General features: G+C 70.8%; 20 protein-coding genes. 2 read left to right on the plus strand and 18 right to left on the minus strand.

The features are described 5' to 3' along the window. Positions 1-144: 144 nt before the first annotated feature. The 6 genes from pafA to dop form a co-directional block, all read right to left on the minus strand. Positions 145-1,506, minus strand: a complete 1,362-nt coding sequence (gene pafA, locus I601_RS16400) for a Pup--protein ligase (protein WP_068112073.1) — start codon at positions 1,504-1,506, stop codon at positions 145-147. Positions 1,507-1,568: 62 nt separating this feature from the next. Beyond that, positions 1,569-2,531 (minus strand): hypothetical protein, encoded by a 963-nt coding sequence (locus I601_RS16405; RefSeq protein ID WP_068112076.1) that lies wholly within the window; start codon positions 2,529-2,531, stop codon positions 1,569-1,571. 155 nt (positions 2,532-2,686) lie between these two features. Then, positions 2,687-3,490: a proteasome subunit alpha gene (gene prcA / locus I601_RS16410; RefSeq protein WP_068115116.1), complete on the minus strand. Its 804-nt coding sequence runs from the start codon at positions 3,488-3,490 to the stop codon at positions 2,687-2,689. Between the two features lie 4 nt (positions 3,491-3,494). Next, positions 3,495-4,334 (minus strand): proteasome subunit beta, encoded by an 840-nt coding sequence (prcB, locus tag I601_RS16415; RefSeq protein WP_084528187.1) that lies wholly within the window; start codon positions 4,332-4,334, stop codon positions 3,495-3,497. A gap of 2 nt (positions 4,335-4,336) precedes the next feature. Beyond that, positions 4,337-4,534, minus strand: coding sequence for a ubiquitin-like protein Pup (locus I601_RS16420; protein WP_068112082.1), 198 nt, complete (start codon positions 4,532-4,534; stop codon positions 4,337-4,339). A 61-nt stretch (positions 4,535-4,595) separates the two neighbouring features. Continuing rightward, on the minus strand, positions 4,596-6,104 hold the full coding sequence (dop, locus tag I601_RS16425; protein WP_068112085.1) for a depupylase/deamidase Dop: 1,509 nt from the start codon (positions 6,102-6,104) through the stop codon (positions 4,596-4,598). Between the two features lie 41 nt (positions 6,105-6,145). Between dop and I601_RS16430 the strand changes: the two genes are divergently transcribed. Further along, complete coding sequence (locus I601_RS16430) at positions 6,146-6,772, plus strand: class I SAM-dependent methyltransferase (RefSeq protein ID WP_068112088.1); 627 nt, start codon at positions 6,146-6,148, stop codon at positions 6,770-6,772. A gap of 114 nt (positions 6,773-6,886) precedes the next feature. Here the strand turns inward: I601_RS16430 and arc are convergent, their stop codons facing one another. From arc to I601_RS16445, 3 genes are all read right to left on the minus strand, one after another. Further along, complete coding sequence (gene arc / locus I601_RS16435; RefSeq protein WP_068112091.1) at positions 6,887-8,656, minus strand: proteasome ATPase; 1,770 nt, start codon at positions 8,654-8,656, stop codon at positions 6,887-6,889. A gap of 210 nt (positions 8,657-8,866) precedes the next feature. Then, complete coding sequence (locus I601_RS16440) at positions 8,867-9,781, minus strand: tRNA (adenine-N1)-methyltransferase (protein WP_068115118.1); 915 nt, start codon at positions 9,779-9,781, stop codon at positions 8,867-8,869. Positions 9,782-9,955: 174 nt separating this feature from the next. After that, a complete protein-coding gene (locus I601_RS16445; RefSeq protein WP_068112093.1) occupies positions 9,956-11,134 on the minus strand; it encodes a site-2 protease family protein in 1,179 nt (392 codons plus the stop codon). 73 nt (positions 11,135-11,207) lie between these two features. Between I601_RS16445 and I601_RS16450 the strand changes: the two genes are divergently transcribed. Next, positions 11,208-12,134: a RecB family exonuclease gene (locus I601_RS16450; protein WP_068112096.1), complete on the plus strand. Its 927-nt coding sequence runs from the start codon at positions 11,208-11,210 to the stop codon at positions 12,132-12,134. On the opposite strand, the gene I601_RS16455 is transcribed toward I601_RS16450, so the two are convergent. From I601_RS16455 to I601_RS16495, 9 genes are all read right to left on the minus strand, one after another. Further along, positions 12,086-13,432: an ABC transporter ATP-binding protein gene (locus I601_RS16455; RefSeq protein ID WP_068112098.1), complete on the minus strand. Its 1,347-nt coding sequence runs from the start codon at positions 13,430-13,432 to the stop codon at positions 12,086-12,088. The two genes, I601_RS16450 and I601_RS16455, sit on opposite strands and share 49 nt — an antisense overlap. Then, positions 13,416-14,471: an ABC transporter ATP-binding protein gene (locus I601_RS16460; RefSeq protein ID WP_068112101.1), complete on the minus strand. Its 1,056-nt coding sequence runs from the start codon at positions 14,469-14,471 to the stop codon at positions 13,416-13,418. The genes I601_RS16455 and I601_RS16460 overlap by 17 nt, the downstream gene beginning before the upstream one ends. Further along, positions 14,468-15,427, minus strand: a complete 960-nt coding sequence (locus I601_RS16465; RefSeq protein WP_068112105.1) for an ABC transporter permease — start codon at positions 15,425-15,427, stop codon at positions 14,468-14,470. Before I601_RS16465 ends, I601_RS16460 begins: the two co-directional genes overlap by 4 nt. Further along, positions 15,427-16,458 carry an ABC transporter permease gene (locus I601_RS16470; protein ID WP_068112107.1) on the minus strand — a complete coding sequence of 344 codons (1,032 nt, stop codon included), beginning with the start codon at positions 16,456-16,458 and terminating at the stop codon, positions 15,427-15,429. Before I601_RS16470 ends, I601_RS16465 begins: the two co-directional genes overlap by 1 nt. Before the next feature lie 70 nt (positions 16,459-16,528). Next, positions 16,529-18,142, minus strand: a complete 1,614-nt coding sequence (locus I601_RS16475; RefSeq protein ID WP_068112109.1) for an ABC transporter substrate-binding protein — start codon at positions 18,140-18,142, stop codon at positions 16,529-16,531. 141 nt (positions 18,143-18,283) lie between these two features. Next, positions 18,284-18,934 carry a response regulator gene (locus I601_RS16480; RefSeq protein ID WP_068112111.1) on the minus strand — a complete coding sequence of 217 codons (651 nt, stop codon included), beginning with the start codon at positions 18,932-18,934 and terminating at the stop codon, positions 18,284-18,286. After that, the gene (locus tag I601_RS16485; protein WP_157520230.1) at positions 18,931-20,265 is read right to left on the minus strand and encodes a sensor histidine kinase; all 1,335 of its coding nucleotides are present in this window, start codon (positions 20,263-20,265) and stop codon (positions 18,931-18,933) included. Before I601_RS16485 ends, I601_RS16480 begins: the two co-directional genes overlap by 4 nt. Continuing rightward, positions 20,262-20,696, minus strand: coding sequence for a hypothetical protein (locus I601_RS16490; RefSeq protein WP_157520233.1), 435 nt, complete (start codon positions 20,694-20,696; stop codon positions 20,262-20,264). Before I601_RS16490 ends, I601_RS16485 begins: the two co-directional genes overlap by 4 nt. Positions 20,697-21,174: 478 nt before the next feature. Next, positions 21,175-21,837: an HAD family hydrolase gene (locus I601_RS16495; protein ID WP_237089441.1), complete on the minus strand. Its 663-nt coding sequence runs from the start codon at positions 21,835-21,837 to the stop codon at positions 21,175-21,177. Position 21,838: the final 1 nt, after the last annotated feature.

The raw sequence follows: 21,838 nt of genomic DNA on the forward strand, positions 1-21,838 counted from the left end.
CTGACCCACCGCGGGTCTTGCGGGCTCTGAGGCTGCCGTTGGTGACCAAACGGCATGAATCGAGCGGGTCGGGTTGTCGTTGGTGACCAAAGGGCAGCCCGGAGTGACGCCCGGACCTCCCGGGCTCTACCCGCCGCGGGCCGTTCACATGCCGTCGATGAGTCGCTGCACTCGTTCGTCGTAGGCCTTGAACGGGTCCTTGCACAGCACCGTGCGCTGCGCCTGGTCGTTGAGCTTCAGGTGCACCCAGTCGACGGTGAAGTCGCGACGGCGCTCCTGTGCGCGTCGGATGAACTCGCCGCGCAGCCGGGCCCGGGTGGTCTGCGGTGGCACCGACTTCGCCTCGAAGATCTTCAGGTCGGTGGTGACCCGGGCGACCTGGCCACGCTTCTGGAGCAGGTAGTACAACCCGCGACCGCGGTGGATGTCGTGGTAGGCCAGATCGAGCTGGGCGACACGGGCGTGGCTCATCGGCAGACCGTGCTTGGCGCGGTAGGCCTCGATCAGCTTCCACTTGATGACCCAGTCGATCTCGCGGTCCACCAGACCCAGGTCGTCGGACTCGACGGCCTTCAACGTGCGCTCCCACAGGTCGAGGGTCTGCTCGATGACCGGGGTGCTGATCTGGCGGCGGTCGACGAAGTCGCGCGCCCGGGACAGGTACTCCGACTGGATGTCCAGCGCGCTGGCCTCCCGACCGTTCGCCAGCCTCACCTTGCGCCGCCCGGTGGGGTCGTGCGAGATCTCCCGGATCGCCCGGATCGGGTTCTCCATCGTGAGGTCGCGCATCACGACCCCCTCCTCGATCATCCGCAGCACCAGGTCGCAGCTGGCGACCTTGAGCATCGTGGTGGTCTCGGACATGTTGGAGTCGCCGACGATGACGTGCAGGCGCCGGTACTTCTCGGCGTCGGCGTGCGGCTCGTCGCGGGTGTTGATGATGGGCCGCGACCGGGTCGTGGCGCTGGAGACCCCCTCCCAGATGTGCTCGGCACGCTGCGAGACCGAGTACGACGCCCCGCGAGGTGTCTGGGTGACCTTGCCGGCGCCGACGATGATCTGGCGGGTGACCAGGAACGGGATCAGAATGTCGGCGAGGCGGGAGAACTCGCCGGCGCGGCCCACCAGGTAGTTCTCGTGGCAGCCGTAGGAGTTGCCGGCAGAGTCGGTGTTGTTCTTGAACAGGTAGATCTCGCCGGCGATGCCCTCGTCGTGCAGGCGCTGCTCCGCGTCGAGCAGCAGGCCCTCGAGCACCCGCTCCCCCGCCTTGTCGTGGGTGACGAGCTCGGTGATGTCGTCGCACTCCGGCGTCGCGTACTCCGGGTGGCTGCCGACGTCCAGGTAGAGCCGGGCACCGTTGCGCAGGAAGACGTTGCTGCTGCGGCCCCAGCTGACGACCTTGCGAAACAGGTAGCGCGCCACCTCGTCCGGGCTGAGTCGTCGTTGACCCTGGAACGTGCAGGTGACGCCGTACTCGTTCTCGATCCCGAAGATCCGGCGGTCCATGCATGCACACTACGACCCGCCCGGTCGCTTCGGGTGGACCAGCAAGACACCGGCACGGCTCGTCAACCCACGCGCAGCACCACGAAGTCGCCCCAGCGACGCCACCGGTCGCGGACGCGCGCCCGCCCGGTAGCGCCGTACATCGAGTCCTCCACCAGCCGGCGCCACGTGTCGAGGCGACGCACGTCGTGGGGACGGTCGAGGGCGCGGTCGATCTCGTGCATCACCACGACCGGGTGGTTGAGCAGGTCGTCGAGGGTGTAGCCACCCCGTTCGTACGCCGCCTCGCGCAGGCCGCGCTCGCGGCGCAGGTCGGCGCGGTGCTGGGCCTTGTCCCGGTGCACTCCTCCGTCGTACTCGTGGACGCGCCGGGTGCCGGTGAGCCGCAGGTCGGCGCGACCCACGACGCGACCCTCGTCGTCGTGCAGGACGGCCTGCGGCTCGACGAGGACCCCCAGGACCCGGTGCAGCACACGCAGCACGGTCTCCCCCGCCGACTCGGTCTGGCGGTGCGACAGCCGCCAGGCAGCCCGCAGCACCCGCACCCCCGGCCGCCCGCTGCGGAGCAGCTGCTCCATGGCCTCGGGGTCGAGGTGGCCCAGCTGCAGGGCCGAGTCGATCATGATGACCACGTCCAGGACCCCGAAGTCACGAGCGGCGCGGAGCAGGATCTCGGTGGGTGTGTCGAGGGGCAGCTGTCGGCGGTCCTGGGCCTCGCGCGGCCCCACCAACCGGGAGCAGACCAGGCCGGCCCGCCGCGGCCGGCGATCCTTCTGGTGCACGGCCGCGAAGACGGGGACGTGGTCGGGCAGCTGCGGCAGGCGCCAGCCCAGCACCCGCGCCGCGGTCACCGACGTGAAGACCGCCGACTCCGGAAGCACCAACAGATATGCCTTCAGATCGCTGACGAACTGAGCATCATCGTGCTGGTCCTCGACCAGGTCGTCGTACAGGCCGTGACTGATGCGCCTCTTGCCCACCAGGCGCAGGTGGCCCCTCACGGGGGTCGACGGGGTGGAGTCCATGGCGCCAGCCTGAGGCGAAAACGCGCTACCGAAACGACCGCTCAGCGATCTGTGGATAGCCAAGGTGTGTCGTTTGGTCACCAACGACGCGGATTCGGCCCTGAGAAGTGCCGTTGGTGACCAAACGGCACGGAAGTCCCGTGCCGCAGGTGGGGTCAGGGGGCGACGGGAGGCTCGCCTGCCGCACCCGGCGACCCGGTGCCGTCGGTGCCGGGTGGCGCAACGGCGTCGGGACCCGGGTCAGCGTCGGGGACGGCGGTCCCGGCGTGCTCGAGGACGGCCTGGATCCGCAGCGGACTCAGCCGGCTGAACTTGCGGGGCTGGGTGCGGGTCCGGTCCAGGACCGCGACCTCGAGGTCGTCGGCGGCGATGCGGCGGTCCTCGCTGTCGCTGTGCCCCAGAGCAGCCACGGCGAGGGCGAGAGCGCCGTCGAGGTCGTTGCCGGGGCGGTAGTGCTCCTCGAGGTAGCCGGCCACCGCCTCGGCGGCACCGCCCATCACGGCGAACTGGTGCTCGTCGGCGACCTGGCCGTCGTAGGTGAGGCGGTAGAGCTGGTCCTCGGCGGCGCTGGCCCCGATCTCGGCGACGAACAGCTCCACCTCGTAGGGCTTCTCACCGCCGCTGGAGAAGATGGTGCCGAGGGTCTGGGCGTAGGCGTTCGCCAGGCTGCGCCCGGTCACGTCGCGCCGGTCGTAGGCGTAGCCGCGCATGTCGGCGAGGCGCACCCCGGCGATGCGCAGGTTCTCGAACTCGTTGTAGCGCCCCACCGCGGCGAAGGCGATCCGGTCATAGATCTCCGAGACCTTGTGCAGGGCCTGGGAGGGGTTCTGGGAGGCGAAGAGGATGCCGTCGGCGTACTGCACCGCCACCACCGACCGACCGCGGGCGATGCCCTTGCGGGCGAAGTCGGCTCGGTCCTTCATCAGCTGCTCGGGCGAGACGTAGAAGGGGGCACTCATCTGCTCAGGCACCTCCATCCAGGGGGGCGTGGGGTCCGTCGGGTCTGCCCATCCGCCCGGCGATGACGCGCTCGGAGACCTCCGCGACCCGGTCCTCGTCGATGGTGCGCCCGCCCTCGGCGGTGATGACGTGGACCATCGGGAAGATCCGGCGCGCCACGTCGGGCCCGCCGGTCGCGGAGTCGTCGTCGGCGGCGTCGTACAGCGCCTGGATGGCCAGTGTCACGGCCTGGTTCTCGTCGAGGTCGGGCCGGTAGAGCTTCTTCAGGGCCCCGCGCGCGAAGAGGGACCCGGAGCCGACCGAGTGGTAGCCGGTCTCCTCGTAGCGACCGCCGGTGACGTCGTAGCTGAAGATGCGCCCGCCGGCGGTGTCCACGTCGTAGCCCACGAACAGCGGCACCACGCCCAGGCCCTGCATCGCCATCCCGAGGTTGCCGCGGATCAGCGCCGAGAGCCGGTTGGCCTTGCCGTCCAGGGAGAGGCGGGTGCCCTCGATCTTCTCGTAGTGCTCCAGCTCGACCTGGAAGAGGCGCACCAGCTCGACCGCGAGCCCCGCGGTGCCGGCGATGCCCGCGGCGGAGAACTCGTCGGTGGGGAAGACCTTCTCGATGTCGCGCGAGGCGATGATGTTGCCCATGGTGGCGCGCCGGTCACCAGCGAGCAGGACGCCCCCGGGGAACGTGGCGGCCACGATCGTGGTGCCGTGCGGGGCCAGGTCGGTGGCCTGACCGGGCGGCAACGTACGCCGCCCCGGCAGCAGGTCGGGTGACTGGGAGGCCAGGAAGTCGGCGAAGGAGGAGGTGCCGGGCTGCAGGTAGGCGGCCGGCAGACGGGGGTCCGCCACGCTCACTGGCCGCCCTTCTGGATGAACGACTTCACGAAGTCCTCGGCGTTGGACTCCAGCACCTCGTCGATCTCGTCGAGGATGTCGTCGATGTCGCTGTCGAGCGCCTCCTTGCGCTCAGCGACGTCGGTCTCCGGGGCGGTCTCGACCGCCTCCTCGTTCTCCGTCGACTTGCGGGGCTGCTTCTGCTCCTGGGCCATGCTCCGACCCTAGCCGAGCCTGCCGAGTCGGGGGGTGACCCGACCGCCGCGCCGCGCCCGATCAGCGGGTCAGCGCGGTGAAGAGCTCCTCGGCGCTCCGGCAGCGCTCCATCAGCTCCCCGACGTGGGCCTTGCTGCCGCGCAGCGGGTCGGTGGTCGGCACCCGCTGCAGCGAGTCGCGTCCGGGAAGGTCGAAGATGACGGAGTCCCACGAGGCCGCGGCCACCGCGTCGGGGAACTTCTCCAGGCACCGGCCCCGGAAGTAGGCCCGGGTGTCGGTCGGCGGGTCGTGCATCGCGTCCTCGATCGTCGCGTCGTCGAGCAGCCGCTGGATCCGACCGGCACCCACCAGCCGGTGGTAGAGCCCCTTCTCGGGGCGGATGTCGGAGTACTGCAGGTCGATCAGGTGCAGCTTGGCGTCGGACCACTCCAGGCCGTCGCGGTCGCGGTACTGCTCGAGCAGCCGCAGCTTGGCGACCCAGTCGAGCTCGCCGGCCAGGGACATCGGGTCGCGCTCGAGACGGTCCAGCACCGACTCCCAGCGGGCCAGCACGTCGACGGTCTGCTCGTCGGCGTCCGCGCCGTAGCGGTCCTCGACGTACTTGCGGGCCAGGTCGAGGTACTCCAGCTGCAGCTGCACCGCGGTGAGCCGTCGACCGTCGCGCAGCGTCATGGTGTGCCGCAGCGTCGGGTCGTGGGAGACCGCGCGCAGCGCGGCGACCGGGTTCTCGACACTGAGGTCGGCGTCGATGAAACGGTCCTCGATCATCGCCAGCACCAGCGAGGTCGTGCCGACCTTGAGGTAGGTGGAGATCTCGGACAGGTTCGCATCGCCCAGGATCACGTGCAGGCGCCGGTACTTGTCGGGATCCGCGTGCGGCTCGTCGCGGGTGTTGATGATCGGGCGCTTGAGCGTGGTCTCCAGCCCGACCTCCACCTCGAAGAAGTCTGCGCGCTGGCTGATCTGGTAGCCGTGCTCGCGTCCGTCGGTGCCGATGCCGACCCGGCCGGAGCCGCACACCACCTGCCGGCTGACGAAGAACGGCGTGAGGTGGTGGACGATGTCGGCGAACGGCGTGGAGCGGCGCATCAGGTAGTTCTCGTGCGCGCCGTACGACGCACCCTTGCCATCGGTGTTGTTCTTGTACAGCACGATCGGCCCGCCGCCGGGCAGCTGCCCGGCCCGTCTGGCCGCGTCCAGCATCACCTGCTCGCCGGCCTTGTCCCAGCGCACCACGTCCAGCGGGGAGGTGACCTCAGGTGTGGCGAACTCGGGGTGGGCGTGGTCGACGTAGAGGCGCGCCCCGTTGGTGAGGATGACGTTGGCCAGGCCCAGGTCCTCGTCGGTGAGCTGCGACAGGTCCGCGACCTGGCGCGACATGTCGAAGCCGCGGGCGTCGCGCAGCGGGGACTCCTCCTCGAAGTCCCACCGGGCCCGTCGCGCCTTGACCGTGGCGCTCGCGTAGGCGTTGACCACCTGCGAGGAGGCGACCATCGGGTTCGCCGAGGGTTGGCCCGGCACCGAGATCCCGTACTCGACCTCGGTCCCCATCACCCTTCTGACACTCATGGGGCGAGCCTACGTGGGCAGGCGCTGCGTAGGCTCGCCCCATGAGCTGGTGGGAAGAGCGCGTGCTGCCGCGCCTGGTCGACCGAGCCCTGTCCACGGGTCCGGTCCATGCGTTGCGCGCCCAGGTCTGCGAGGGGTTGGAGGGCCGGGTCCTGGAGATCGGGTTCGGCTCCGGGCTCAACCTGAGCCACCTCCCGGCGGCGGTCACGTCGCTGGACGCCGTAGAGCCCGCCGACCTGGCCTGGTCTCTCTCGGAGTCGCGGCGCGGGGCGGCAGCGGTGACCGTCGAGCGGGTCGGCCTGGACGGCCAGCTGCTGGCCGCACCCGACGCGGCGTACGACGCGGTGCTGTGCACCTTCAGCCTGTGCACGATCCCGGATCCGGCGCTGGCCGTGCGCGAGGTACGTCGGGTGCTGCGACCGGGTGGGCGCCTGCACGTCCTAGAGCACGGCCTGGCCCCGGAGCCGCCGGTCCGGGCCTGGCAGCGGCGACTGGAGCCGGTGCAGCGCCGCGTCGCCGGCGGGTGCCACCTGACCCGTGACCCGTTCGCGCTCGTGGTCGAGGGTGGACTGCGTCTCGACGACACCGAGCAGCGCTACCTGCCCGGGCCCGCCGCGGCGCGCCCGTGGACGTACGGCTACCTCGGCACCGCCACCCGCGTCGGCTGAGCCTCCCCGCCGCCGCCGGGCCGGAACAGGTTCAAGGGGACGTCGTTTGGTCACCAACGGCACCTGGACGGCGCCCCTTGTTGTCGTTGGTGACCAAACGGCGCTGAGCTGCGCTCAGAGGTACTGGCCGGTGTTGGCGACGGTGTCGATGGACCGGCCCGGCTCGGTGCCCTGCTTGCCGGTGATGAGGGTGCGGATGAACACGATCCGCTCCCCCTTCTTGCCCGAGATCCGCGCCCAGTCGTCGGGGTTGGTCGTGTTGGGCAGGTCCTCGTTCTCCTTGAACTCGTCGACGCAGGCCTGGAGCAGGTGGCTGACCCGCAGCCCCCGCTGCTGGTGGTCCAGGAAGTCCTTGATGGCCATCTTCTTGGCACGGTCCACGATGTTCTGCAGCATCGCCCCGGAGTTGAAGTCCTTGAAGTACAGAACCTCCTTGTCCCCGTTGGCGTAGGTGACCTCGAGAAAGCGGTTCTCCTCGGTCTCGGCGTACATCCGCTCGACCGTGGCCCGGATCATCCCGTCCACGCAGGCCTGTCGGTCACCACCGAACTCACCGACGTCGTCGGCGTGCAGGGGCAGAGTGGTGGTGAGGTACTTGCTGAAGATGTCGCGTGCGGACTCGGCGTCGGGCCGCTCGATCTTGATCTTCACGTCGAGGCGTCCGGGGCGCAGGATCGCAGGGTCGATCATGTCCTCGCGGTTGGAGGCGCCGATGATGAGCACGTTCTCCAACAGCTCGACCCCGTCGATCTCGCTGAGCAGCTGCGGAACGATGGTGTTCTCGACGTCGGAGGAGACGCCGCTGCCGCGGGTGCGGAACAGCGAGTCCATCTCGTCGAAGAACACGATGACCGGCGTACCGCTGCTGGCCTTCTCGCGAGCACGCTGGAAGACCAGGCGGATGTGCCGCTCGGTCTCGCCGACGTACTTGTTCAGCAGCTCAGGGCCCTTGATGTTGAGGAAGTAGGACTTGCCCTCGGCGCCGGTCTTGGCGGCGACCTTCTTGGCCAGCGAGTTCGCGACCGCCTTGGCGATCAGTGTCTTGCCGCAGCCGGGAGGACCGTAGAGCAGCACGCCCTTGGGGGGCTTGAGCTGGTGCTCCTTGAAGAGCTCGGGATAGAGGTAGGGCAGCTCCACCGCATCCTGGATCTGCTCGATCTGCCCGGCGAGCCCGCCGATGGAGGCGTAGTCGATGTCGGGCACCTCCTCCAGGACGAGCTCCTCGACCTCGGACTTCGGCACCTTCTCGTAGACGTAGCCGGCGCGGGAGTCCAGGAGCAGGGAGTCGCCGGCCCGGATGGTCTCGGCGCGCAGCGGCTCGGCCAGGCGTACGACGCGCTCCTCGTCGGCGTTCGCGATGATCAGGGCACGCTCGCCGTCCGCGAGGAGCTCCTTGAACATCACCACCTCACCGATCTGCTCGTACTCGAGCGCGGCCACCACGTTCATCGCCTCGTTGAGCATCACCTCCTGACCCCGGGTCAGGGAGTCGAGCTCGACGCCGGGGCTGACGTTGACGCGCAGCTTGCGCCCGCCGGTGAACACGTCGACGGAATCGTCCTCGTTGCGGGTCAGGAAGGTGCCGAAACCGGCGGGCGGCTGCGCCAGCCGGTCGACCTCGTCCTTGAGCTTGGTGATCTGGTCCCGGGCCTCGCGCAGCGTCTGGGCGAGGCGTTCGTTCTGGCTCGTCACCGCAGCCAGCGATCGTTGGGCGTCGATGAGCCGCGCATCGAGACCCCGCGAGGAGCCGGGTGCGTCGCTCAGGCGACGGCGCAGATCGGAGACCTCGGCCTCGAGGAAGCGCACCTGACGTAGGAGCTCCTCCGGGCCGGGTCCGGACGAACGGGGCTCACCTGTGCCCGAGTTGCCTTCGGATGTCGACATCAGCCACCTCCTGTGTGACTTCGACCCTACCGGTGAGACCTCGTCTGGGAAGGGGCTCGCCGTGGTGTCGACCCAGAATCGGCAAACGGGTGCAGGGCGCGCCGGACCGTCTTTGCCGACCCGGCTGCGCCGATCAGGAGATGTCGTTGGTGACCAAACGGCACGCCCGAGGGCGGAACTCCTGCCGTTGGTGACCAAACGGCAGAGAAGTCAGACCTCGGTGTCGGTGGGCTCCACGGGCAGACCGGGCGGCCGGGGACCGGAGTAGTCGGGGCCGTAGGCGCCGGGGGCGGGTCGGCGGGTCTTGCGCAGCGGCTTCTGGCCGGGGGCGAGGCGACGGGCGGTGACCAGGAACGCGGTGTGCCCGATCATCTTGTGGCCGGGGCGCACGGCGAGACCCTCGACGTGCCAGTCGCGCACGAGGCTCTCCCACGGCTGCGGCTCGGTGAAGCCGCCGTGGGCGCGCACGGTCTCGACGAAGCGGGACAGCTGGGTGGTGGTGGCGACGTAGGCGCACACGATGCCACCGGGCACGAGTGCGCCGGCGGCGGCGTCGAGGCACTCCCACGGCGCGAGCATGTCCAGGATGATCCGGTCGCAGCGCTCCCCCGAGGCCGGCAGCGCCTCGGCGAGGTCGCCGAGGGTGAGCTCCCAGGCAGGGTGGCTCTGGCCCTCGGGTGCCCCGAAGAACTGGTTGACGTTGCGTCGGGCGACGTCGGCGAACTCCTCGCGCCGCTCGAAGGAGGAGACCTTGCCCCACGGCCCGACGGCGCGCAGCAGCGAGCAGGTCAGGGCGCCGGAGCCGACGCCGGCCTCGACGACACGGGCGCCGGGGAAGATGTCGGCCATCGCCACGATCTGGGCGGCGTCCTTGGGGTAGACCACCGCTGCCCCGCGTGGCATCGAGACGACGAACTCCGACAGCAGCGGCCGGAAGACCATGTACTCGCCCCCGGCGGAGCTGGCGAGGGTGAACCCCTCCTCGCGCCCGATCAGGTCGTCGTGGCTGAGGTGGCCCTTGTTGGAGAAGAACTTCTTGCCGGCCTCGAGCGCGAAGTTGTGCTTGCGACCCTTGCTGTCGGTGAGCCGCACCCACTCCCCCTCGCGCAGCGGCCCGCGGTGCACACCCGACCAGGCCTCCGAGGGCACGTCCGGGTACGCCGCCGCGCTGGCGGCCGCGGCCGCCTCCGACGCGCTCTGCTCACCGGTCTCGGCGGGGGTCTCGACCGCAGCGGTGGCGTCGAGATCGGTCTGGTTCAGCTGCTCGGGCACGGGCGAACCCTAGGCGCGGGGGTCGGCTCAGCGCGATTCGCGAAACGCCCGGTCGACGTCCTCGGTGGCGAGCACACCGTAGATCGAGCCGTCCTCGTGGACCAGCAGGTACTCGGTGGCCGGGGTCGAGGTGATGGCGCGCACGAGCTCCTCCCCGCCGATGCCCACCGGTAGTCGCAACCCGGTCTCCAGGGTCCGCGTCACGCTGGAGACGGGCACCCAGGGCCGTCGCTCCTGCGGGGTGGCCAGCAGCGCGGCCTCGTTGACCAGGCCCAGGGGCGCCCCGTCCGCGGTCAGCGTGACGATGCCTCCGGCCTGCACCTCGTTGGCGCGGCGTACGGCTTCGGCCAGCGGCAGGTCGGCGGGCACCGAGAGGGTCCTGCGGGCCAGGCCCCGGGCCTGGAGGCTGGGCAGGCGCGAGCGCAGCCTGGCCGAGACCAGCGCAGCAGTGGCCCCGGTCCACAGGAACATCGAGATGATCAGGACGAGCACGAAGTCGAGCAGGTCCGGCTCGCTGCCGACGACCTGTGCCTGGACCAGCGGCCAGACCAGGACGGCCACCGCGGTCAGTCGACCGCCCCAGGCGGCCACGACGGTGCCACGGTGGACGCTGCCGGTGACGCCCCACACCAGCGACTTCAGCACCCGCCCGCCGTCGAGCGGCAGGCCGGGCACGAGGTTGAGGACACCGACGAGCAGGTTGGCCACCACCAGACCCTCCACGGCCAGCAGCAGCAGCCCGTCGGGGGTCACGGGTCGCAGGGCGAGAGCGCCGAGGCCGACCGCGATCGAGGTCAGCGGGCCGACCACGGCGATGGCGAACTCCTCGCGCGGGCGCCGGGCCTCGCCCTCGATCGAGGTCATGCCCCCGAGGAAGTGCAGGGTGATCGAGGAGACCGTGAAGCCCAGGCGGCGCGCCACGAGCGCGTGCGAGGCCTCGTGCAGCAGCACCGACCCGTAGAGCAGTACCGCGAACGCTGCCCCGGCGACGTACTTGAGGGCTCCCAACCCGGGCTGGACCTGGTCGACGATCGGGGCCACGAGCACCGCGATGAGGGCGGCGACCACGAACCAGGAGCTGGAGATGAGGACGTCGCTGCCGGCGATGGAGCCCACCTTCAGCGACCCGGGGGGCCGCTTGGTGGGAGCCGTGGAGGGCCGGTCGGAGGAGCCGTGCGGGCCGGGGTCGGACGGGCTCGCGGGCATGCCACGAGGCTAGCCGACCCCCGTCCAGCAGCGGCCGGGCGCCCTGTCGGCGCCGACGCCTAGGGTGCGCCGTATGGAACCGGTCCCGCCACCCCACGTTCCGTCGCCGGCCGAGCGCGTCTCGACCCCGGTCGACGGCGTCGAGGTGCTGGGCGCGCTCTCCCCCAGCCGCGCCGGCGACTTCCTGACCTGCCCGCTGCTCTACCGCTTCCGCACGATCGACCGGCTGCCCGAGCCGCCCTCGCCCGACGCGGCCCGGGGCACCCTGGTGCACAAGGTCCTCGAGGACCTCTTCGACCTCCCGGCACCCGAGCGGACACCGCAGCGAGCCACGGACATGCTGGCGACCACCTGGGAGTCGTTGCTCGAGGCCGAGCCGGGCCTGTCCGAGCTGTTCACCGGGGACGCCGACGAGGTGACGGCGTGGATGACGTCGTGTCGCACCGTGCTCGAGCGCTGGTTCACCCTCGAGGACCCCACGCGCCTCGAGCCGGCCGAGCGGGAGCTGTACGTCGAGACGCTCCTCGACTCGCGGCTGCTGCTGCGTGGCTTCGTGGACCGGGTCGACATCGCCGCCGACGGCGCGGTGCGCATCGTGGACTACAAGACCGGACGCGCCCCCGGCGTCGGCTTCGAGCAGCGGGCGCTGTTCCAGATGAAGTTCTACGCGCTGGTGCTGTGGCGCACCCGCGAGGTGCTGCCGGCGATGCTGCAGCTGGTCTACCTCGGCAACGGCGAGATCGTGCGCTACAGCCCCGATGAGGACGACCTGCTGGCCACCGAACGCAAGCTGCAGGCGATCTGGGAGGCCATCCGCGCAGCCCAGGACAGCGGGCAGTGGCTCCCGAACCCGGGCCGCCTGTGCGACTGGTGCGCCCACCGAGCCCTCTGTCCCGCCTGGGGTGGCACGCCCCCGCGGCTGCCCGGGCCGAACGCCACGGACCCGGCTCCTCAGCCGCCGTCGGCGGCGCCCTCGGTCCACTCGGGTGCGGCCCCGTAGTGCACGCACGCCACCTCGACGCCACCGGCCGCCCGTAGTCGGGGGTCCACCCCTTCGACGAAGTCGACCTCCACCCGGCCGTGCCGCACCTCGAGGGCCTCGACGCCGCGCCACAGCGGCTCGTCGGGGTCTGCGGTCCGCACCCGGTCCAGCACCTGCCGGACCGCAGCGGGGTCCTTGCCCGCCAACCGGGCGGTACGCCCGGGCCGGTCCAGCTCGTCGAGGTCCCCGACCGTGGCGCGCTCGGCCTCGAAGTCGGCCGTCTCGTCGCGCACCCAGTGCTGTTCCAGCAGCGCACGCAGGTCCCGCGACTCCCACCCGCACACGGGGGTGGCCACCGGGCAGCGCGGGTGGAAGGAGCAGCCCAACGGCGGGCTGGCGGCGTCGGGGATCTCCCCGCGGGGCAGGTCGCGCGGCACCATCCGGTCGGGGTCGGGCTCCGGGATGGCCTTGAGCAGCGCTTGCGTGTAGGGGTGGCGAGGCTGGGAGAAGATCTCCTCGGTCGGCCCGATCTCCACGATCCTGCCCAGGTACATGATCGCCACCCGGTCGCAGAAGAACTTCGCCGAGGCCAGGTCGTGGGTGATGTACAGGTAGGTCAGGCCCAGGTCGTTCTTCAGGTCCAGCATCAGCTGCAGGATCTTGGCGCGCACGCTCATGTCGAGCATCGAGACCGGCTCGTCGGCGACGAGCACCTCGGGCTCCAGGATGATCGCGCGGGCGATCACGGCGCGCTGCTTCTGCCCGCCCGACAGGTCGGAGGGGTACTTCGACAGGAACCGTTCGACCGGGGCCAGGCCGACGCGCTCGAGGGCCGCGACCACGCGTCGGCGCAGGTCCTCACCCGAGGCGATCTTGTGGATCACCAGCGGGTGGCCCACCCCCTCCTCGATGGTCATCGAGGGGTTGAGCGCGGCGCTGGGGTCCTGGAAGACCATCTGGACGTCGGTCCGCAGCCGCCGCAGGTCCGCGCCCCGCAGCCCGGTGATCTCCTGGGAGGCACCGTGGCTGGGGTGGTAGGTCAACGCGCCCCCGGTCGCCGGGGCCAGCCCGAGCAGGGCACGGCCCAACGTGGTCTTGCCACTGCCGGACTCCCCCACCACACCGAGGACCTCGCCCCGGCGCAGCTCGAAGCTCACGCCGTCGACGGCCTTGACGCGGCGCGAGCCGAGCCCCAGCAGCCGCGAGAACGCGCCGCCCTGGAGCTGGAAGTGCACCGAGAGGTCGTGCGCCTCCGCGACCAGGGGCGCGGGCGTCGTCCCGTCGGGGCCGGCCGTGGTGTCAGGCTTCGTCGGCAACGGAGAGCTCCTCGCGCTCGAGGGGCGCCGACTCCTCGGCGTCCAGGGTGACCAGGCCGTGCGCACTGGCCGCGGACCAGCAGGCCACCCGGTTGCCGCCCGGCAGGTCGATCGGCTCGGGCGACCGGGTCGCGCACACGGCCATGGCGTCGGGGCACCGGGGATGGAAGTGGCACCCCGGTGGTGGGCTGGTCAGGTCGGGCGGGGCGCCCTCGATGTAGTTCAGGCCGGTGGTCGACAGCGAGATCGTCGAGCGCAGCAGCTCGCGGGTGTAGGGGTGCTGGGGGTGGCGGAAGACCTCGCGAGCATCACCGATCTCCACGATCTTGCCGGCATACATGACCGCCACCCGGTCGCAGGCCTCGGCCACGATGCCCAGGTTGTGGGTGATCAGCAGCAGGGACGTGTCGAAGCGGTCGCGCAGGTCGTGCAGGATCCGGATGATCTGCGCCTCGACCAGCACGTCGAGGGCCGTGGTGGGTTCGTCGGCCACCACGAAGGCCGGTTGCAGCACCAGGGTCAGCGCGATCATCAGCCGTTGGCGCATGCCTCCGGAGAACTCGTGCGGGTAGGCCCGGAACCGGGTCGGCGGGATCCCCATCACCCGCAGCGCCTCCAGCGAACGGCGCTGGACCTCGTCCTTGGAGATGCCCTTCTCGTGGACGCGCAGGGTCTCGGAGAAGTGCTCCGAGATCCGCATGAGCGGGTTCAGCCGGGTCAGCGGCTCCTGGAAGATCATCCCCAGCTCGCAGCCCCGCAACCGGCCCTGCTCGCGCGGCGACAGGGTGAGCATGTCCTGACCCTTGAACCGCAGGACCCCGTCACGTGCGGCCCCGTCGGGCAGCAGCCCGAGCAGACCTCGCCCGAGCGTCGACTTGCCGCACCCCGACTCCCCGACCAGGCCGAGGATCTCGCCGCGGCGCAGGCTGAAGCTGACCTCGTCGACGGCCCGCACCGGGCCGCGCTCGGTGCCGTACCAGACCCGCAGGTCCTCGGCCTCGAGGACCGGGTCGTCGGACGGTGAGGAGACCGAGGTCATCGGGCCGCTCCTTCCGGGTCGGTGTCCGCGTCGTCACGACCCGCCCCGGCGAGCCCGAAGCGGACCTGCTGGAGCCGCCGGCGGCGCAGCGCGGGGTTGAGGGTCTCGTTGAGGCCCTCGCCCACCAGGGTCAGGGCGGTGATGAGCAGGATGATCGCCAACCCCGGGAAGAGCGCCGGCCACCAGATCCCGGCCGAGGTGTCGTCGAGCGCCCGGCTCAGGTCGTAGCCCCACTCAGCGGCCTCCGTGGGCTGGATGCCCAGCCCCAGGAAACCCAGCGCCGCCAGCGTGCCCAGCGCATCCGCGGCGTTGAGGGTGCCGATCACCGGAACCGACTGCACCACGTTGCCGAACAGGTACTTGCGCATGATCGTGAACGGTTTGGCGCCCAGCGCCCGGGCCGCTTCGACGTACGTCGCCTCCCGCGCGGAGACGGTGGTGTTGCGCACCACCCGGAAGTACTGCGGGATGTAGACCGCCGTCAGGGCCAGGGCGGCCGCCAGCACGCCGCCCCCGACCGCGGAGCGCAGCAGGAACGAGAAGACGATCGCCAGCAGCAGCGAGGGGAACGAGTAGAGCGCGTCCATCAGGAAGACCAGGACCCGGTCCAGCCAGCCCCCCAGGAACCCCGAGGCCAGCCCCATCGGCACCCCGACGAGGGCCGAGAGCAGGACGGAGAGCAGCACCACCTCGAGCGCGGTGCGGGCGCCCCAGACCACCCGGGAGAAGATGTCGTAGAACTGGTCGTTGGTGCCCAGCCAGTGCGTCCCCGAGGGGCGCGCGAGCTTGGGCAGGCGCTGGCCCGCCTCGGTGCTGTTCTGGGCGAAGTCGTAGGGCGCGATCCAGGGCGCGAAGACCGCCATCACGATGAACAGCAGGCTCAGGACCACCCCGGCCAGCAGCAGGTAGCGCGCCAGGCCGCGGGTGTGCCAGATGGTCGCGAAGGTCTTGCGCATCAGTACCTCACCCGGGGGTCGACGAGCGCGTTGAGGACGTCGACGACCACGCTGACGATCACCACGGCGACCGCGAAGAAGGTCACCAGGCCCTGCACGGCCACGTAGTCGCGTGCTGTCACGTAGGTCACCAGCTCGTTGCCCAGCCCGGGCCAGTTGAAGGTGCGCTCGGTGAGGATGGCCCCGGACAGCACCAGCGCGAACTGGAGCCCGATCACGGTGATCACCGGCACCAGTGCGTTGCGGAAGGCGTGCTTGCGCACCACCCGGCGCTCGGGGATGCCCCGGGCCCGGGCCGCCTCGACGTAGTCGTCCTTGAGGGTCTGGATGACGTTGACGCGCACGAGACGGATGATCACGCCCGAGAGCAGCAGGCCGAGGGTGAAGCAGGGCAGCACGTGGTGCTGCAGGACGTCGACCACCGACTGGGAGTCGTTGGCCAGGATCGCGTCCACGAGGATGATCCCGGAGCGGTCGGGGACGTAGAACTCCGTCTCCGCCGAGGCGATGCCGAAGGTGGGCCAGTCGGGCACGTAGGTGATCACCAGCAGCACCAGGAGGATGCCCACCCAGAAGACCGGGGCTGCGTAGCTGACGACTCCGAAGATCCGGATGACCGCGTCGAGGGCGGTGTCCCGGTGCCGGCCCGCCAGGCGTCCGAGCGGCAGGGCGATGACCAGCGCGAACAGGAACGCGCCCAGGGTGAGCGTCAGCGTCGCCCCGCCCTGGTTCTTGATGATGTCCAGGACCGGGCGGTTGTCGCTGATGGTGCGACCGAAGTCGAACTGCGCGACCCGGCCCAGATACTCCAGGTACTGCACGACCAGCGGGCGGTCCAGGCCCAGCGCCGCGCGGCGGCTCTCCAGCGCCTCCGGGCTGAGCTTGTCGCCGACCGCCGCGCTCACCGGGTCGCCGGGCGCCACCCGCAGCAGCAGGAAGACGATGCTGAGCAGCACGAACATCATCGGGACCACCAGCAGGATCCGGATGAGGATGTAGCGGGGCAGGGAGCCCGATGATGCGGAGCTCATGCGCCTCCTGTCTCGTCTGTGGACAGCCGCAGGTGGGGCGCGTGCACGCACGCGCCCCACCTCGGGGCCGTCAGCCCTTGCTGATCTCCCAGAACCGGAAGATGTACGTCGGGTCGAGCGTCTCCGCGACCCCCTCCATCTCCGGCACCGCGACCGCGACGTTCTGCCCGTTCCACGACGGGATCAGGGGGACGTCCTCGGCGACGATGTCCTGCAGCTCACCGATCTGCTCGTCGCGGGTGGCCTCGTCGGTCTCCCCCAGCTCCTGGTCGAGCAACGAGTTGACCTCGTCGTTGGAGTAGCCGTTCTGGAAGAAGCCGCCGTCGCGCAGGAACGGCGTCAGGTAGTTGTCGGCGTCCAGGAAGTCGGGGTACCAGCCCAGGATGAACAGGTCGTAGGCGTTCTCCTTGTACAGCGTCTGGTACTCCTCCCACTCCGCGTCCTCGGTGCTGACCTGGAACAGTCCGCTGTCGTTGAGCTGGCCGGCCAGCTCGGTCGCCTCGTCGACGGCGTTCGGGCCGTAGTGGGTCGGGGTGTAGCCCAGGGTCAGCTGCACGGGGGTCTTCACCCCGGCGTCCTGGAGCGTCTGCTTGGCCGCGTCGACGTCCGGGCTCTCGCCGTAGACCTCCGCGAAGGAGTCCCTCTGGCCGCCGAAGCCGGGCGGCACGATGGAGTACGACGGCTCCACGGTGCCGTCGTAGGCGTTCTGCGCGATCGCCTCGCGGTCGATGATCTGCGCGACGGCCTGGCGCACCGCCTTGTCCTTGCCGATGGGGGTGCCGAGCTGCCAGACCCAGTAGCGGAACTCCGAGCCCTCACCACGCAGCACGTCGACGCTGCCCTCGTCCTCGATGGAGGCCAGGTCGGTGGGGCTCAGCGTGCGCCAGGCGACGTCGACCTGGGAGGACGCGGCGGCGTTGCGCAGCGGTGCGGCGTCGTTGAAGTACTGCACGAAGACCGTCTTGGAGGCCGGCGCCCGGTCGCCGTCGTACTCCGGGTTGGCCTCGAGGACGGCCTGCTTGCTCTGGGAGTACTTCGAGAGCATGTAGGGGCCCGAGCCGACGACCTCCTCGTCGGCCATCAGCTCGTCAGCGGGGAACGTCTCCTCGTCGACGATCGAGGCCGTCGCGCTGGAGAGGATCTTGATGAACGTCAGGTCCGGCTGGTTGAGGTGGAAGACCACTGTCTGGTCGTCGGGGGTCTCGATGGCGCCCTCGGCCAGGGCGTCCTTGTCGGGGTCCTTGATCGCGCCCAGGAGGACCGACGACCCGTTCGGGTCGGCGATCTCGAGGTTGCGCTTCATCGAGAACGCGACGTCGGAGGAGGTCAGCTCGTTGCCGTTGGAGAACGTCAGCCCCTCGCGCAGCGTGCAGGTGATGGTCTGCGGGTCGTCGTAGTCGCAGGACTCCGCCGCGTCGCCGACCGGGTCGGGCTCCCCGGCGGGGATCACGAGGAGCTGCTCGAAGATGGAGTACTGCATGTTCCACGAACCGATGTCGTAGGACCCCGCAGGGTCCATCGCGGTCACGGTCTCGGTGGTGCCCAGCGTCCAGCTGCCGGAGGCCGAGCCGCCGCCCCCGTCGCTGTTGCTGTCGCTGTCACGCTCACCCTCACCGCACGCGGCGAGACCGAGCATGAGGATCGCCGCGCTGGCCAGGGAGAGCGCGTGCCGGGGTCTGAACACAGGAAACCTCCGCGAGAATCGGATGCTGAGGCAAAGAATCTAGCGCCGACGATGTGACGTGCGCCACCGTGACGGACCGCTGCGGAGGTCGCGATTCGGCAACGATCCTGACGTTGTCGGCTGCGCGGCCCTGGCTCGTGCCTACAGGGCGTGACGCTGGGCCCACAGCGCCGCCTGGGTGCGGTCCACCACCCCGATGCGGGCGAACGCCGAGGTCAGGTGCGCCTTGACGGTGCGTTCGCTGATGTCGAGACGGCGCGCGATCTGCTTGTTGGCCAGCCCGTCGCGCACCAGCCGCAGCACCTCGACCTCCCGGCCGGTCAGCTGGGGACGGGTCGGGCCGGAGCGGGCACCGAGCAGGGCCCTGGCGGCCTTGGGGTGGATCGGGGACTCGCCGCGCGCGACCGCACGGATCCCGGCCAGCACGTCGTCGGGGTCGGCGTCCTTGAGCAGGTAGCCGACGGCGCCCGCATCCAGTGCGTCGAGGATCCGCTCGCTGTCGGAGAACGACGTCAGCACGAGCACGTCGACCCCCGGGACCTCGGCCCGGATGCGCCGGGTCGCGGCCACGCCGTCGACCACGGGCATCTGCAGGTCCATCAGCACCACGTCGGGGCGGACCTCGGCGACCACCGCCACCGCGGTCTCCCCGTCCCCGGCCTGGGCCACCACGTCGATGTCCTGCGTGGACGCCAGCAGCTGGGCCAGCCCGGCGCGGATCACGGCGTGGTCGTCGACGAGGACCACCCGGATCCGGCCGTTGCCCGTCGGCGGCTGGCCGGACGGGCTCATCGGCGTACCGCCAACCGGACGGTGGTGCCCTCGCCGGGGGCGGAGTGGACCTCGAGGTGTCCGCCGGCGTCGGCCACGAGGCTGCGCAGCCCCGTCAGACCGAAGTGCTCGGGGCCGCTGGCGCAGTCCTGGTCGAAGCCGGTGCCGTCGTCGACGACCTCGAGCAGGCTGCCCGAGGCGTTCCCGCGCACGGTCACGGCCAGGGTCGAGGCCTGCGCGTGGCGCAGCGTGTTGCGCACCGCCTCCTGGGCCACCCGCCACAGCAGCGCCACCTCGGCCTCGGGGGCCTCCTCGAGTCCGTCGACGCTCACGGACGCGCCGATGCCCGCTGCGCTGGCCGGAGCCAGGAGGTCGGAGAGCGCCGAGGACAGGCCCTTGCCGTGCAGGTCGGGAGGGTGGATCTCGGCCAGCAGGGAGCGCAGCGACTTCAGCCCGTCGCGCAGCGACGCGCCGGCGGCATCGAGGCGGAGGCGCACCGGCGGCGGCACCTGGGAGTCGCGGGCCACGGCGGAGAGGGAGAACGCGGTGCCGGCGAGGTCCTGAACCACGCCGTCGTGCAGGTCGCGGGCGATCCGCCGGCGCTCGGCGTCGGAGGCGTCCATGGCCGACTGCAGCAGACGCTCCCGCTCACGCCCGGCGCGGCGTACCTGCATGGTGAGCAGGCCCAGCATCCCCGCGGAGATCAGGGAGAGGAGCATCAGTGGGCCGAGGGTGATCCAGCGGAACGACCCGAAGATCTGGGTACGGCGATCCTCCAGGCCGTCGAGTGCCCAGTAGGCCACGAACAGCACGGGCTCGCCGCGCGGGGTCTGGATCTGGGTGAAGATCTTGACCAGCCCGTCCTCGTTGCCGGTGCGGTCGAGGCTGCGCTGAGTTGTTGGGTCGGCCAGCTCGGATCCGGTGCCGCCCTCGGCCAGCACGTCGCGCTGGGCGTCGCTGAGCTCGTAGCGCTCACGGGTCATGATCGGGACCGCGGCGGGGTCGTCCTGGCTGTAGATGAGGGTCCCGTCGGAGGCGAACAGGTCGACGCTGTCGACGTCCTTGCTCTGCAGCAGGTTCGGGGCCTTGCGGAAGAACCTGTCGGAGGCGCCCGGCTTGCCGCTGAGCAGTCCCCCACCGACGTACGGCTCGGCGGTGGTGTGGGCCAGGAGCTCGCTGACCGACTCGGCCTGGGCGCGGGCTGCCTCGGTGGCGGCGTCGTCGGCGATCACGTTGGTGGCCACGAAGATGGCGCCCACCAGCACCGCGCTCACGACGACGAACAGCACCACCGGGCTGCGAATCCAGGCCGTGCGCCCCCGAGGACCCGGGTGCTCGGTCGGGGCGCTCACCCGAAGAAGGTCACGTCGCCGCGGCAGACCTCGTCGCTGTCCTTGTTGCCGGCGCGGAAGGTGACCTCGTCGGGACCGGAGAAGTTCAGCATCGAGCGGACGATCCGGAAGGAGCGGTCCGCGTCACGCGCGGTGACGGTGCCCTTCGCGGAGACGTCGTCGTTGTGCTTGAGCTTCCAGCCCCACTGGTCGGTGTCCTCGCTGAAGACCACGGCGATGACGGTCAGGCTGCCGTTGGACTCCTCGGCGACCTTGAGCTTCCAGGTGCTGCTGGGCGAGCCCTTGCAGGACCCCTCGGACACCACGGTCGACTTCGCCTGGGCGGGACCGGCGGTGACGAGCAGACTGGCGGTCAGGGCCGCGGCCACCGGCAGAGCGAGCGCCGCCGCGAACCCGCGGGGGCGGCGTACGCCGGGCTCGAGGTGCCTCATGATCGCCTTCACGTTCAGGTCGCCAGGCTGGACCCTGGCACAAGGGTGGGGCCACAGGATCGCACGGGCCGACACCGCACGCCTAGGAACAGGTGGAAACTCGGCCCGGCCGCGCTCGACACCGCCACCACCCGACCGATCGGCGGTCGGGCGCCGCTCGCCCAGGGGTGGACGTGGTGGCAATGTCGAGCACGGCCGGTACGACGCTCCAGGTGCCTGGGGCGCCGTTCCGAGTGACTTCATCCTGCTCCGCGCGGGGTCCCGGTCACCATCGTCCGGTGGTACTAGTACCTCGCTCCCGTGGGCCCTCGGGGCGCTGGCCGCTCCAGGTCGGGGGCCGGCGGACCTGCCGTTGGTGACCAAACGGCACCCAGGAAGCCTCAGAACATGCCGTTGGTGACCAAACGACACCCAGGAAGCCTCGGAACATGCCGTTGGTGACCAAACGGCATCCTCCGGAGCCGGTGCCGCGGTCGGCTCAGGGCAGGCGGAGGGCCCCGAGGTCGGCGGGGTGGAGGTCGTCGAGGCCGTCGCGGAAGACGCGGCGGGGGCCGGGGAGCACGGGCACGTGGTTCTCGACCACCAGCACCGTGCAACCGGCCGCCTCGGCCGAGGTCGCCCCGGTCTCGGAGTCCTCGATGGCCACGCACGCGGCCGCCGCGACCCCCAGTGCGGCGGCGGCCGTCAGGTACGGCTCGGGGTGCGGCTTGCCGAGGTCGACCTGGTCGCCGGTGACGATGACGCGGAAGGTCTCGGGCGGCAGGTGCGCGAGGATCGGGGCGACCAGCCGCTCGTAGGACATGGTCACCAGCGCACACGGCACGCCGGCCGCACCGAGGGCCAGGACCAGCTCGCGTGCCCCGGGGCGCCACGGCACGGCCCGGTCGACGCGGGCGACGACGCCGTCGAGGAGCTCCTCCACGATCTGCTCGGGCACCAGGTCGATGCCCATGTGCTCGCGGATGTAGTGCCCCGAGGTGAGCAGGTCATTGCCCACCAGGTTGAGGGCGTGCTCGGTGCTCCAGGTGCCGCCGTGGGTCTCGGCGAGCTCGAACTCGGTCTCGATCCAGTACGGCTCGGTGTCGACGAGGGTGCCGTCCATGTCCCACAGCACGGCTGCGGGCAGCGGGTTCTCGGGCACG

This window comes from Nocardioides dokdonensis FR1436, from assembly GCF_001653335.1.
In the GTDB taxonomy this organism is placed as follows: Bacteria; Actinomycetota; Actinomycetes; order Propionibacteriales; family Nocardioidaceae; genus Nocardioides; species Nocardioides dokdonensis.

What these genes read in the sequence shown, in the direction of transcription:
- arc (WP_068112091.1), bottom strand. Translation starts at nt 8,656, where the DNA reads ATGTCGACATCCGAAGGCAACTCGGGCACAGGTGAGCCCCGTTCGTCC.
- I601_RS16450 (WP_068112096.1), top strand. Translation starts at nt 11,208, where the DNA reads ATGGAACCGGTCCCGCCACCCCACGTTCCGTCGCCGGCCGAGCGCGTC.
- I601_RS16465 (WP_068112105.1), bottom strand. Translation starts at nt 15,427, where the DNA reads ATGCGCAAGACCTTCGCGACCATCTGGCACACCCGCGGCCTGGCGCGC.
- prcA (WP_068115116.1), bottom strand. Translation starts at nt 3,490, where the DNA reads ATGAGTGCCCCCTTCTACGTCTCGCCCGAGCAGCTGATGAAGGACCGA.
- I601_RS16470 (WP_068112107.1), bottom strand. Translation starts at nt 16,458, where the DNA reads ATGAGCTCCGCATCATCGGGCTCCCTGCCCCGCTACATCCTCATCCGG.
- I601_RS16430 (WP_068112088.1), top strand. Translation starts at nt 6,146, where the DNA reads ATGAGCTGGTGGGAAGAGCGCGTGCTGCCGCGCCTGGTCGACCGAGCC.
- I601_RS16405 (WP_068112076.1), bottom strand. Translation starts at nt 2,531, where the DNA reads ATGGACTCCACCCCGTCGACCCCCGTGAGGGGCCACCTGCGCCTGGTG.
- I601_RS16480 (WP_068112111.1), bottom strand. Translation starts at nt 18,934, where the DNA reads ATGAGCCCGTCCGGCCAGCCGCCGACGGGCAACGGCCGGATCCGGGTG.
- pafA (WP_068112073.1), bottom strand. Translation starts at nt 1,506, where the DNA reads ATGGACCGCCGGATCTTCGGGATCGAGAACGAGTACGGCGTCACCTGC.
- dop (WP_068112085.1), bottom strand. Translation starts at nt 6,104, where the DNA reads ATGAGTGTCAGAAGGGTGATGGGGACCGAGGTCGAGTACGGGATCTCG.
- I601_RS16420 (WP_068112082.1), bottom strand. Translation starts at nt 4,534, where the DNA reads ATGGCCCAGGAGCAGAAGCAGCCCCGCAAGTCGACGGAGAACGAGGAG.
- I601_RS16445 (WP_068112093.1), bottom strand. Translation starts at nt 11,134, where the DNA reads ATGCCCGCGAGCCCGTCCGACCCCGGCCCGCACGGCTCCTCCGACCGG.
- I601_RS16460 (WP_068112101.1), bottom strand. Translation starts at nt 14,471, where the DNA reads ATGACCTCGGTCTCCTCACCGTCCGACGACCCGGTCCTCGAGGCCGAG.
- I601_RS16490 (WP_157520233.1), bottom strand. Translation starts at nt 20,696, where the DNA reads ATGAGGCACCTCGAGCCCGGCGTACGCCGCCCCCGCGGGTTCGCGGCG.